11 protein-coding genes are annotated in these 12,961 nt (G+C 62.4%); 5 read left to right on the top strand and 6 right to left on the bottom strand.

From position 1 onward, the window contains the following. Positions 1–187 precede the first annotated feature (187 nt). Positions 188–2,590 (top strand): penicillin-binding protein 1A, encoded by a 2,403-nt coding sequence (locus M0D65_RS30060; RefSeq protein WP_091019677.1) that lies wholly within the window; start codon positions 188–190, stop codon positions 2,588–2,590. 44 nt (positions 2,591–2,634) lie between these two features. Here the strand turns inward: M0D65_RS30060 and cyaY are convergent, their stop codons facing one another. After that, positions 2,635–2,952: an iron donor protein CyaY gene (cyaY, locus tag M0D65_RS30055; RefSeq protein WP_266255756.1), complete on the bottom strand. Its 318-nt coding sequence runs from the start codon at positions 2,950–2,952 to the stop codon at positions 2,635–2,637. 37 nt (positions 2,953–2,989) lie between these two features. On the opposite strand from cyaY, the gene M0D65_RS30050 reads away from it, so the two are divergent. Continuing rightward, entirely contained in the window at positions 2,990–3,328 is a 339-nt protein-coding gene (locus M0D65_RS30050; RefSeq protein WP_091019672.1) for a lipoprotein, read from the top strand. A 9-nt stretch (positions 3,329–3,337) separates the two neighbouring features. Then, the gene (gene lysA / locus M0D65_RS30045) at positions 3,338–4,600 is read left to right on the top strand and encodes a diaminopimelate decarboxylase (protein WP_266255753.1); all 1,263 of its coding nucleotides are present in this window, start codon (positions 3,338–3,340) and stop codon (positions 4,598–4,600) included. Positions 4,601–4,735: 135 nt separating this feature from the next. Here the strand turns inward: lysA and msrQ are convergent, their stop codons facing one another. The 5 genes from msrQ to M0D65_RS30020 form a co-directional block, all read right to left on the bottom strand. Further along, a complete protein-coding gene (gene msrQ, locus M0D65_RS30040; RefSeq protein WP_266255752.1) occupies positions 4,736–5,422 on the bottom strand; it encodes a protein-methionine-sulfoxide reductase heme-binding subunit MsrQ in 687 nt (228 codons plus the stop codon). Positions 5,423–5,434: 12 nt separating this feature from the next. Further along, the gene (gene msrP, locus M0D65_RS30035) at positions 5,435–6,430 is read right to left on the bottom strand and encodes a protein-methionine-sulfoxide reductase catalytic subunit MsrP (protein ID WP_266255847.1); all 996 of its coding nucleotides are present in this window, start codon (positions 6,428–6,430) and stop codon (positions 5,435–5,437) included. A 171-nt stretch (positions 6,431–6,601) separates the two neighbouring features. After that, a complete protein-coding gene (ccsB, locus tag M0D65_RS30030; protein WP_266255751.1) occupies positions 6,602–7,819 on the bottom strand; it encodes a c-type cytochrome biogenesis protein CcsB in 1,218 nt (405 codons plus the stop codon). 4 nt (positions 7,820–7,823) lie between these two features. After that, entirely contained in the window at positions 7,824–10,034 is a 2,211-nt protein-coding gene (locus M0D65_RS30025) for a cytochrome c biogenesis protein ResB (RefSeq protein WP_266255750.1), read from the bottom strand. A gap of 122 nt (positions 10,035–10,156) precedes the next feature. Next, positions 10,157–10,810, bottom strand: a complete 654-nt coding sequence (locus M0D65_RS30020; RefSeq protein WP_266255749.1) for a cytochrome c — start codon at positions 10,808–10,810, stop codon at positions 10,157–10,159. A 206-nt stretch (positions 10,811–11,016) separates the two neighbouring features. Here M0D65_RS30020 and yihA point away from each other — a divergent pair, with 206 nt between their 5' ends. Next, complete coding sequence (gene yihA, locus M0D65_RS30015; RefSeq protein ID WP_091019659.1) at positions 11,017–11,667, top strand: ribosome biogenesis GTP-binding protein YihA/YsxC; 651 nt, start codon at positions 11,017–11,019, stop codon at positions 11,665–11,667. 259 nt (positions 11,668–11,926) lie between these two features. Next, positions 11,927–12,925 carry a porphobilinogen synthase gene (gene hemB, locus M0D65_RS30010; protein ID WP_266255748.1) on the top strand — a complete coding sequence of 333 codons (999 nt, stop codon included), beginning with the start codon at positions 11,927–11,929 and terminating at the stop codon, positions 12,923–12,925. Positions 12,926–12,961 lie beyond the last annotated feature (36 nt).

Genomic DNA, 12,961 nt, shown 5'->3' with positions numbered 1-12,961 from the left:
TGCGACATTCGGCCGGATGGCCAATGCGTACGGGGACAACTCACACGGCACGCCGCAGCGGACCGCAAAGCGACTACAGTTGAGCTATCCCGACGCGAAAGAATGGACGAAGCAGCCCGCAAAGTAAGCATGTCGAAAGCAAACGAATCGGGCGGCTATAATCGCGGGACTGTTTTTTGGTGTTCATATGCAATCCTCGTCTCCCACCTCTCCGCCGCCCGCGCCGCAAAAGCGCAAGCGTCCGCTGTGGCTCAAACTCGTCCTCGGGTTGGTGGGCCTTATCGTGGCGTGCATCATGTGCGTTGCGCTCGTGCTCGGCTACGCACTGGTCGTCGCGACGCCCAATCTGCCGTCGCTCGATGCGCTCACCGATTACCGGCCCAAGGTACCACTGCGCATCTACACCGCCGACCACGTGCTGATCGGCGAATTCGGAGAAGAGCGCCGTGACATCGTGCGTATCCAGGACGTGCCGGACAATCTGAAGAAAGCCGTGCTCGCCATCGAGGATGCGCGCTTCTACGATCACGGCGGCGTCGATCTGACCGGTATCGCGCGCGCGGGTTTTGTCGCGCTGACCAACGGTCACGCCACCCAGGGCGCAAGCACGATCACGATGCAGGTGGCGCGCAACTTCTTCCTGTCGAGCGAGAAGACCTATACGCGCAAGATCTACGAGATGCTGCTCGCGTACAAGATCGAGTCGAAGCTGTCGAAGGATCAGATTCTCGAGGTGTACATGAATCAGATCTATCTCGGCCAGCGTGCCTACGGCTTTGCGAGTGCGGCGCGGGTCTACTTCGGCAAGGATCTGAAGGACCTGACGTTGGCTGAATGCGCGATGCTCGCGGGTCTGCCGAAAGCGCCGTCGGCGTATAACCCGGTGGTGAATCCGAAGCGCGCGAAGGTGCGTCAGGAGTACATCCTGCAGCGCATGCTCGAGCTGCGCTACATCACGCAGGAGCAGTACGACGCTGCGAGCCACCAGCCGCTCATCGTGAAGGGCGCGGGCAAGGAGTTCAGCGTGCACGCGGAATACGTCGCGGAAATGGTGCGCCAGATGATGTACGCGCAATATCGCGAGGACGCCTACACGCTCGGCCTGAGCGTCGTGACGACGATCGATTCCGCCGATCAGGACGTCGCGTACCGCGCGCTGCGCAAGGGCTTGATGGACTACGAGCGGCGCCACGGCTACCGCGGCCCCGAAGCGTTCATCGATCTGCCCGACGACGCCAATGACCGCGAACAGGCCATCGACGACGCGCTGCTCGAACATCCGGACAACGGAGAGATCATTGCGGCGGTAGTAACGGCGGCAAACCCGAAAGCGGTGCAGGTCACTTTTATCGACGGCAACGTCGCGACGCTGCAAGGCGACGGTCTGCGCTTCGCGTCGTTTGCACTCGGTCCGCGCGCGCAGCCGAACCAGCGCGTGCGGCCGGGCGCGATCGTTCGCGTCGTCAAGGGCGATGACGGCAACTGGACCATCACGCAGTTGCCGCAGGTGGAAGGCGCCTTTGTGTCGGTCGTGCCGCAGGACGGCGCGATTCGCGCACTGGTCGGCGGATTCGACTTCAACAAGAACAAGTTCAACCACGTGACACAGGCGTGGCGTCAGCCCGGTTCGAGCTTCAAGCCGTTCATCTATTCGGCTTCGCTTGAGAAGGGTCTCGCGCCCGCCACCATCATCAACGACGCGCCGCTCTTTTTCAGCGCGGCGGAAACCGGCGGCCAGGCGTGGGAGCCGAAGAATTACGGCGGTGGGTTCGACGGCCCGATGACGATGCGCACCGCGCTGCAGAAATCGAAGAACCTCGTATCGATCCGGATTCTCAACCAGATCGGCACGAAATACGCGCAGCAATACATCACGCGTTTCGGCTTCGACGCCGATCGCCATCCAGCCTATCTACCGATGGCGCTCGGTGCAGGCCAGGTCACGCCTCTGCAGATGGCCGGTGCATTCTCGGTGTTCGCGAACGGCGGCTATCGAGTGAACCCGTATCTGATCGCCGAAGTCACCGATTTGCACGGCATCGTGGTCGCCCATGCGCAACCGCTCATCGCGGGAGAAAGCGCGCCGCACGCAATCGAACCGCGCAACGCGTATGTGATGAACAGCCTCTTGCAAAGCGTCGCGCAACGCGGCACCGGCGCGAAGTCGAACGTGTTGAAGCGTACGGATCTCGGCGGCAAGACAGGCACGACCAACGATTCGCGCGACGCGTGGTTCGCCGGCTATCAGCACACGCTGACCGCAATCGCGTGGATCGGCTATGACAATCCGCGCAGCCTCGGCGATCGCGAAACCGGCGGCGGGCTCGCACTGCCGGTGTGGATCGAGTACATGGCGAATGCGTTGAAAGGCGTACCGGAATACCGGATGCCGGTGCCCGACGGCGTCGTCACGCTCGGCGACGAACTGTATTTCGAGGACTTCACGCCGGGCCACGGTTTTGTCGCAACGGTCGGCGTGAGCCAGGCGTCGCTGGATGCCGGAGCGAGCGGCGCAATGCCCGGCGCTGCGCCGGAACAGGTCGGCGAGCAGGAAAAGCAGGACATCATGAATCTGTTCCGCGGGCACTAGGCTGCTGCCGTGCAGCCGCTGCGCTGCGCGGCGTGCAGCCGGCGTTACGGTTCGAAATGAACCGCTTCGCCGGACTGCTGCGTCGCGTAATCCGACAGCGCGGCGAAAAACTCGCTGCCGCTGCGCGTATCGCGCCACGCGCCATCGGTAAAGCGGAAGTGAAAACCGCCGGCTTTCGCGGCGATCCAGATCTCGCGCATCGGCGGCTGAAGATTCACGATAATCTTCGTGCCGTTCTCGAATTCGAGCGTCAGGACATTACCGCTGCGCTCGAACTCGATATCGGCATTCGAGTCGTCGAGCGTGCGCTCCACAGCGGCCAGTGCGGCCTCTGCGCGGGTCAGGTATTCGTTGTCGGACATGCTAAACTCCAGCGATTGATTATTCAGGGACAGTCTCATGCGAGTCGTCTTTCGGATGAGCGCGATTGTAGCGGCTTTGGCCATTCTCGCAGGTGGCGCGCTGAGCGGCTGCGGGCAACGCGGCGCGCTCTATTTGCCTACCGTGCCGCCTCTGCCGCCCAAACCCGTCGAGCAGACCCAGCAGCCCAACGCGGATGCTGCATCTGCCGCGCAAACGGGTAGCGTGCCCGACACGTCGGGTACGCCACTGTCGCTGTCGCCCGATACCGAGCTGAGCAACCCGCCCGCGTCGGATGCCGTGCCGGCCTCGGCAGCGTCCGCGGTCACACCGTCTACAGCCTTGCCGGCATCCTCCGGCACGCAAACCACAGAGTAAGACTTTCGCATGACTCGTTCCGCATTCGCGTATGTCGACGGCGTGTTGCACGTCGAAGGCGTGTCCGCCATTTCGCTCGCCGAGCAGTTTGGCACGCCGCTGTACGTCTATTCGCGTGCTGCACTGACCGCAGCCTGGCAAGCGTATGCAGGCGCCTGCGTGGGCCGCCGCGCAACCGTTCACGTAGCCGTCAAAGCCAACAGCAACCTCGCGGTACTCAACGTGTTTGCGCGTCTCGGCGCAGGCTTCGATATCGTGTCGATCGGTGAACTCGCGCGCGTGCTGGCCGCCGGCGGCAAGGCAGAACACACCGTATTCTCAGGTGTCGGCAAGAGCGAAAGCGAAATGCGCGAGGCCCTTGCGGCCGGCGTGAAATGCTTCAACGTCGAATCGATTCCCGAACTCGACCGGCTCAATGCGGTTGCCGGTGCGTTGGGCAAGATTGCGCCTGTGTCGCTGCGCGTGAATCCCGATGTGGACGCGAAGACGCATCCGTATATTTCCACCGGCCTGAAGTCGAACAAGTTCGGCGTTGCGTTCGACGAAGCGCGCGCCACGTATCGCGCGGCCGCAGCGATGACGCATCTCGACGTGGTTGGGATCGACTGTCATATCGGCTCGCAGATCACCGAGATCGCGCCGTATCTCGATGCGGTCGACAAGCTGCTCGAGCTGATCGGGCAGATCGAAGCGGACGGCGTGAAGATCCGGCACATCGATGTCGGTGGTGGACTCGGTATCACCTACGCCGATGAAACGCCGCCGGATATCGGCGAGTTCGTGCGTACGGTGCTCGATCGCATCGATGCGCGTGGCCACGGTCAGCGCGAAGTGTATTTCGAGCCGGGCCGCTCGCTCGTCGGCAACGCGGGCATCCTGCTGACGCGCGTCGAGTATCTGAAGCCGGGCGAGGAAAAGAACTTCGCTATCGTCGACGCAGCGATGAACGATCTGGCTCGTCCCGCGATGTACGGTGCGTATCACCTGATCGAGCCGGTCGTGCAACGCGCGACGGCTGCGCAACTCTACGATGTGGTCGGTCCGGTTTGCGAAAGCGGCGACTGGCTGGGCCGCGAGCGGCAACTGGCGTTGCTCCCCGACGATCTGCTCGCGATCCGCTCCGCGGGAGCGTACAGCTTCGTGATGAGCTCGAATTACAACACGCGTCCGCGTGCGGCCGAAGTGATGGTCGATGGTGACGCGGTGCATCTGGTGCGCGAGCGGGAACAGATTGCGCAACTGTTTGCCGGCGAAGCGATCCTGCCGGAGTGAGTGTGATGCGGAGTCGGTCCATCCGGGCCGGCCGCATAAAAAAGGCGATGCCTGTAACGGCATCGCCTTTTTTATTGGTTGCATCGTTGCCGCATGCACTCTTCAATTACGCAGCGGATCAGGCCTGCTCGACGATCACCGCACGCGCTGCGCGCGCCGCCGGGCCGTGCGCTCCCTGAGCCACACGAGCAGCCGCCAGCCGAGCAACGCCACCACAATCGCGCCGTAGATCTTCGGCAGCAGCAGGTCGTGCTTGCCGGCCTTCATCCACCAGAAATGCAGGATCGCGAGCGCGCCGATCAGGTAGATCGTGCGATGCAAGCTCTGCCACCGACGTCCCAGCCTGCGCACCATCGCGCGCGGCGACGTAACAGCGAGCGGAATGAGCAGCACGAACGCGGCAAACCCAACCGTGATGAAAGGACGCTTGACGATGTCCTTCAGAATCGCCGCAACGTCGAACCATTTGTCGAACCAGAAGTACGTCGTGAAGTGCAGCGTCGCGTAGAAGAACGCGTACAGGCCCAGCATGCGGCGGAATCTCACCAGCGCAGTCACGCCGGTAAGCCTGCGCAACGGTGTGATCGCAAGCGTGATGCACAGGAAGACGAGCGTCCACAGTCCCGTCGAACGCGTGATGAACTCGATCGGATTCGCGCCGAGCCGATCCGTCACGCCGAAAAACACGATGCGCGCGAGCGGATACCACGCGGCGATAAACACCGCGACCTTTGCCGGCACGATCCAGCGATTACCGTTAGCTGCGGCACGCGTCGCAGCAGCACGGATGGGCGGCGACGCGGTTGGTGTATCGGATTGCATGGCCCGCCCCGCTCAAAAATTCTTCTTCAGGTCGAGCCCCTGATACAGCGACGCGACCTGGTCGCCGTAGCCGTTGAACATCAACGTCTTGCGCTTCGGCGTGAAGAACCCGTCCTCACCGATGCGCCGCTCGGTCGCCTGGCTCCAGCGCGGATGATCGACGTTCGGATTCACGTTCGAATAGAAGCCGTACTCCTGCGGCGCGTAGGTGTTCCAGCTCGTCGACGGCTGCTTTTCGACGAAGCGGATTTTCACCAGCGACTTCGCGCTTTTGAACCCGTACTTCCACGGCAAGACGATGCGGATCGGCGCACCGTTCTGGTTCGGCAGCACCTGGCCGTAGACGCCCACTGCAAGCAGCGTGAGCGGATTCATCGCCTCGTCCATCCGCAACCCTTCCGAATACGGCCACGCGAGAATCGGCTGCGACAAGCCGGGCATCTGTGACGGGTCTGCCAGCGTGATGAACTGCACGTATTTCGCGTTACCGGTGGGTTGCGCGCGCTTGACCAGCTCGGACAGCGAGAAGCCGATCCACGGAATCACCATCGACCAACCTTCGACACATCGATGCCGGTAAACCCGCTCTTCGAGCGGCGCGAGTTTCAGCAACTCATCGATGTCATAGACTTTCGCGTTCTTCACCTCGCCTTCGACGCTCACGCGCCACGGCCGCGGGCGCAGCGTGCCCGCATTTTCGGCGGGGTCGCCCTTGTCGGTGCCGAATTCGTAGAAGTTGTTGTAGGTGGTGATGTCCTTATACGGCGTCACCTTGTCCGTCACGACGAACTTCGGATTCGTCTTCGCGGCCAGTTTCTGCGCACGGCTATCCGGCGACGTATATGCCGCGAGCGCTTCGCCATTTACCCCGATCAACCCGCCGAGCGCGGCCGCTCCCGCCGCCTGCAGCACGCGCCGCCGGTTCTCGAAGAACTGCTGCGGCGTAATGTCGCCGCGCGCGATGTCGTCGCCACGCAGGGCCATGCTGCCGGTTCGCCTGATCCACATGTTGCCGCTCCCAGTGGCGCCGCGCGCCACATCGATGTCCGTTCGACCCGCCAATACAGGGGTCATGCTGTAGTGAACGCCGGGAAGGTCCCGAATCATCCACCGCCTGAATAAAAAAACCGCCGGTGCAACGCACCCGGCGGTTTGATAGTCGTTGCAGCGCGGCGGATCTTACAGCTTGCCGTAGCTATGCAGGCCCGACAGGAACATATTCACGCCCAGGAACGCAAAGGTCGTGACCAGCAGGCCGGTCAGCGCCCACCAGGCCGCCACGGCGCCGCGCAGGCCCTTCATCAGCCGCATGTGCAGCCAGGCCGCGTAATTCAGCCAGACGATCAGCGCCCACGTTTCCTTCGGGTCCCAGCTCCAGTAACCGCCCCAAGCTTCGGCGGCCCACAGCGCGCCGAGAATGGTCGCGATCGTGAAGAACGCAAAACCGACTGCGATCGACTTGTACATCAGGTCGTCGAGCACATCGAGCGGCGGCAGCCGGTCCGCCAGCACGCCACGCTCCTTCACGAGGTACGCGACACCGACCATCGCCGACAGCGCAAAGCTGCCGTAGCCGATGAAGTTGGCCGGCACGTGGATCTTCATCCACCAGCTTTGCAGCGCGGGAACGAGCGGCTGGATCTGCTGCGCGTCGCGGGCGATCGAATACCACATCAGGAAACCGACGGCCGCGCTGATCACCAGCAGCACGAACGCGCCGAGCGCCCGCGTGTTGTAGTGGCGCTCGTAGTACAGATAGAACAACGCCGTGATCAGGCTGAACAGCACGAACACTTCGTACAGGTTCGAGATTGGGATATGACCGACGTCAGCACCGATCAGGTACGACTCGTACCAGCGCACCATCAGGCCGACGAAACCCATCAGCACCGCGGCCCACGTCATCCGCGAGCCAATCGAGCCGCCCGTCGGCGAGCGTGACAGCAAACCGATCCAGTAGAACAGCGTGGCGAGCACGAACAGCGCGCTCATCCACAGGATCGCGGACTGGCTCGACAGGAAGTATTTGAGGAAGAATGCGGTGTCGGCTCGCGCCAGATCGCCGTGATAGGTCTGGATCGCAAACAGCGACAGCACGGCGATGCCGGCCATCAGCAGCCGCGCCGGCTTCCAGCGCCAGCCGAGTACGATCATCGCCGGTACTGCGCAGACCAGTATCAGCTTGTCGTAGTAGTTCATGAACGGGTGGTACCGCCACAGCGCGAAGCCCGCACCCGCGACCAGCGCGAGAGCGAACAGCCAGTCGGTGGCACCAAGGCGTTTCAGGAACGGGCGCTCGTCGAACAGCGCCGGATCGGTTGCCGGAGTGGCGGGCGTGCTCGCCCGCGGCGTTGCCGCGGGGCGCGATGGGGACGTGGGAGATTGAGTTAAATCCATGTTCTTACCGGGTCGAATCGGGTGAGCCTGAGGGCTGCGGCGCCGCGGAGGCGCCGGCTGGGCCGGATGCGTCGGTCGGTTTGGCGCCCAGCGCCGCACCGACCGCGTCGCGCGTCTGGACAAACTCTTTTTCGAAATCGAGTGTCTTGCGGGCGCTGGACATTGCCATGACGATGTTGACGCCGCGATCGGTATCTCTGAGCCAGAACCACAGCCTTCGTTCGCGGACGTAGAACATCGAGAAGATGCCTAGCACGAGGAGCAGGCTGCCAAGATACACGACTTTTTTGCCAGGTGCGCGCGTCAGCTGAAATACCGAAGCTTGCACCTGCTTGAATGAATCCAGCTGCAAATAGACCGGCGAACCATACAAAAAGCTGTCGGATATCGCGTTGATCGCGCTTTGCAGGAAGCGGCTGTTGTCCGCTGTGGGTGTTTCCGGTGCTTCGCCGGCCTGGGCCCGGGACAGTTGCCACAGGTCCCACGTCGCGCCTTCCAGCATGCGCAGCAGCAGTCCGGCGGCCTTTTCCTGCTCGGGCTTCGGCACCGAACGGTCGATGAAGCCCGCCACCGCCTGGAACCCGCCCATGTCCTGCCCGGTCGACGTCTGGCCCATGCTGCTATCGGCGCCGGCAAACAAGGTCAGCACGCGCACGGCGCTTTCCTGCAAATGCTCCTGCAGATCGCGGTTCGCCTCGGGCACGGAGCGCGCCGCGAAACGGCGCGCGGCTTCGGCACGCAGCGCCGGGTCTTCGAAGGCCGCGCGCAGATTCATCCATTCGTTGACGGTACCGCCGCTGTCAGCGGGAATTCGCAGATAGCGGAATGGATCGTCGGGATTGACGCGCATGCCGGCGAGGAACATTCGCTCTCCGGCGACATCGACGGGCAGCATGTAGTTGTTGTACTCGCGCGCCTGGCCGTCCTTGCCGCGAACCTTGTACTGCACCGATGGGCCGACGTTATGCAGATCGAGTGGCTTCGATGTCTTCGCACCGGAGCCGAGCCGTTCGTCGAACGCTTCCTTCAGCGTGCGGTGAGCAGCCACGCCGCGCGCGTCGTTCATCCCGCTGCCGTCCGAGATGTTCTCGACGTTGATCGCGCGGAAATCGGAGAACTCGACGGTCTGGCCGTTCACGCCCGGCATCGTGGGGGAAAGCGGCGCGGAATTGCCGATCGTGCCGCTGAACGGCATCGTCTTCGTGGTGCCGCCCACCATCGGATACGCGGTCATCTGCATCTGCGAGCCGCCGTCCTGGAAACTCGACTGGTAGATCGACACGCCGTCGTAGGTGAATGGCTTGTTCACCTCGACGCGCGCCGGAATCCGCTCGCCAGTCTTGTGATCGATCACGACGATATCGCTCGCGAACAGCTTCGGCATACCGGTCGAGTAATAGTCGACGATGAACTTCTTCAGCTCGATCGAAAACGGCAGATCCTGGATCAGCGAGCCGTCCTGCTGGTTCAGGATCGCCGTCGACACATACTGTCCTTCGGGCACCCACGCGTAGCCGCGGAACGTCGGGTTGGTCTGCGAGAGACGATGTTCGGCGGCAATGTCATTGATAACGGTGTTGCCGCGAACCGGCGTCTTGTCGAATAGCAGCATCTGCAGCTTGATCGGCAGATTGCTGTCGAGCAGCCCGCCGATACAGATCACCACGAACGCGACGTGCGCGAAGATGTAGCCTATCTTGGTCAGCGCACCGCGTTTTGCGGCAATCAGCGTTGCGCCTTCGCTCTCGCGCATAACGAACCGATAGCCGAGCTTGCCTGACAGACGCGCGAGCAGCGCGGTCGCGTCCGCACGCGTACCGCTCACGGCGAATTCACCCTTGTGATGAAACGCGCGCAGGCTGCCTTCGCGCACCTTGTCTTTCCAGCTCTTCATGTCGGCCAGCATCTTCGGCGCATTGCGGATTACGCATAGCGACACCGATACGACGAGGAAGCTGAGAATCAGCATGAACCACCACGCGCTGTACACGTTGTACAGCGACAGCGAGCGGAAAATGTCCGCCCAGAACGGGCCGAACTGGTTGACGTAGTTGGGGTACGGGTCGTCCTGGGTGAGCACGGTACCGATGATGCTGGCAATCGCGAGGATCACGAGCAAGGCGATCGCAAAGCGCATCGAACTCAGCAGTTCGACTGTGCGACGGACGACCCGCTGACCCGACTTCAACTGCAAACCCGACGTGGTGACGCTCATTCAAACTCCGACTGAACAGCAAAAAAGGGTGGAGGGCTGTCGCTATGGGCGCGACGCCCCCACCCTTTTCTTGTTTTTCGCCGGCCTCGTCGGGCCGGCTGCACTTGCGTGCGGACCGCTGTTTAGTGCAAGCCCGCGATGTAATCGGCTACTGCCTTGATCTCGCCATCCGACAGACGCGATGCGATCGTATGCATCGCCTCGTTGTTGTTCCGCGCACCCGGACCCTGCTGGAACGCGGTCAACTGCGCCACGGTGTAGTCGGCCCATTGCCCCGACAACCGCGGATACTGCGACGGAATGCCCTGACCGGTCGGACCGTGACAGCTTGCGCATGCCGGTACGCCCTTCTCGGCGATACCACCGCGATAAATCTTCAGACCGAGCGCAACCGTGTCCTTGTTGTGCGCGAAACCCGGCTTGGGTGTCTGCTCGGAGAAATACGTTGCTACGTTGACCATGTCCTGGTCGGACAGCCCAGCCACGATGCCGACCATGATCGCGTTGTTACGCGCGGGCTTCGTCGCACCGGGCTGCGTCTTGAAATCCTTGAGCTGCTTGACGAGATACTCGGGATGCTGGCCCGCCAGCTTTGGATATGCACCGCCGGCGCTATTTCCATCTGCTGCATGGCATGCCGCGCAAACCTGCGTCGCGATGACCTGCCCTTTGTTGGCGTCCGGCTTTGCCGGATCTGCTGCTCTTGCCTGTGCCGCGAAAACTGAAAGACCTGCTGCTGTGTGAAGTACCACCAGAAACTTGCCCAGTCGATTCATTCGCACACCCTGTCTCGTCTTGTGGGAATTAGATGTTTTGCAAAACACGACGGTGACCGAACAACCTTGCAAAGACGCGCGCACTGGCCTCGCTGGTATTCAGTAAACCGTCGTATTGTACAATAACTCGCTAATCGCTAAGACGCCAGTCGGGCATGTCCCGGCCCCAATCCGGGTTCCGTCGCGTCTCATCTCCTGGTTCCTCCATGGCCTTTCTGCTCCACCAAGCCCGTTTCTTCACTACCGTCAATCATTTACGCGATCTGCCGGCAACGCCTCAGCCTGAGATTGCCTTCGCCGGACGGTCGAACGCGGGTAAATCGACGGCCATCAATGTGCTGTGCAATCAAAAGCAACTGGCGTTCGCCAGCAAGACGCCGGGACGCACGCAGCATATCAATTACTTCTCCGTCGGGCCTGCGGACGAGCCGGTCGCCCATGTGGTCGACCTGCCTGGCTACGGTTATGCCGAGGTGCCGGGTGCTGCCAAGGCCCACTGGGAAGCCCTGCTCTCGACCTACCTGCAGTCGCGCGCACAGCTGCGCGGCATGATCCTGATGATGGACGCACGGCGCCCGCTGACCGAGCTGGACCGCCGCATGATCGAGTGGTTTGCGCCGACCGGCAAACCGATCCACGCCCTGCTGACGAAGTGCGACAAATTGACGCGTCAGGAATGCGTCAACACGCTGCGGGCTGCGCAGAAGGGTTTCGCGGAGTACAAGGCGGCCGGCTATCGAGGCGAACTGAGCGCCCAGCTCTTTTCGTCGCTGAAGCGGATCGGGTTGGACGAGGCGCATGTGCTGATCGAGAGCTGGCTCATACCGGGCGAGTCTTCCGTGGGTGTCGATGCCTGACGTCGGACCGACCTCCGCCTCGCCGCAGCGTTTTTCGATCGCCCATAAAAAAACCCGCCGCTATGTGACGGCGGGCGAAACAGCCTAATCGAAAAACGACAGGCACCCGCTCAGGGAGGAGAAGCGGGGAGGTCAGCGCATGGCGCCTTGCTCGATCGGTATGATATACCATTGTCTCAAAAAGCGTTTTCAGGGCCCGCCGCAGGCCTCGCAGCCGATCCAGCAGTAGATCCTTTTTGTCACCTCTACGATATTCGCCATGAGTTTCTTCCCGCATCACCGTCCGCGCCGCATGCGCCGCGACGACTTCTCGCGCCGCATGATGCGCGAGAACATCCTCACCACCAACGACCTGATCTACCCGGTATTCGTCGTCGAGGGTAGCAACCAGAAACAGGCCGTACCATCGATGCCGGGCGTCGAACGCGTCTCGGTCGATCTGTTGATGGGTGTCGCCGAGCAATGCGTTGCGCTGGGCATCCCGGTGCTGTCGCTGTTTCCGGCCATCGAACCGTCGCTGAAGACCCCCGACGGTCGCGAGGCGACCAACGAAGCCGGCCTGATCCCCCGGGCGGTCCGCGAGCTGAAGAAACGCTTCCCCGAACTGGGCATCCTGACGGACGTCGCCCTCGACCCGTACACGAGCCATGGCCAGGACGGCGTGCTCGACGAAAACGGCTATGTGATCAACGACGAAACCGTCGACATCCTCGTCGACCAGGCGCGTGCACAAGCGGAAGCCGGCGTCGATATCGTTGCGCCGTCGGACATGATGGACGGGCGCATCGGCGCGATCCGCGAGATGCTCGAAAGCGACGGGCACATCCATACGCGGATCATGGCCTATTCGGCGAAGTACGCGTCGGCCTTCTACGGTCCGTTCCGCGACGCGGTAGGCTCAGCGACGAATCTGGGCAAGAGCAACAAGATGACCTATCAGATGGACCCGGCCAACACCGATGAAGCGCTGCGCGAAGTGCAGGCAGACATCGACGAGGGCGCGGACATGGTGATGGTGAAGCCGGGCATGCCGTATCTGGACATCGTGCGGCGCGTGAAGGACGAGTTCCGCTTTCCGACCTATGTGTACCAGGTGAGCGGCGAGTACGCGATGCTCAAGGCCGCCGCGCAGAACGGCTGGCTCGATCACGACAAGGCGATGATGGAAGCGCTGCTTGCGTTCAAGCGGGCTGGCGCTGATGGTGTGCTGACGTACTTTGCGCTTGATGCGGCGCGGCTGTTGCGGGCTCAGGGCTAGTTAGCGCAGGTCGCACGACGCGGTCGTGCGGATGTG

Origin of the sequence: Paraburkholderia sp. CHISQ3, from assembly GCF_030464945.1 — a bacterium.
In the GTDB taxonomy this organism is placed as follows: Bacteria; Pseudomonadota; Gammaproteobacteria; order Burkholderiales; family Burkholderiaceae; genus Paraburkholderia; species Paraburkholderia megapolitana.
This window is presented reverse-complemented; position numbering and strand designations above follow the sequence as displayed.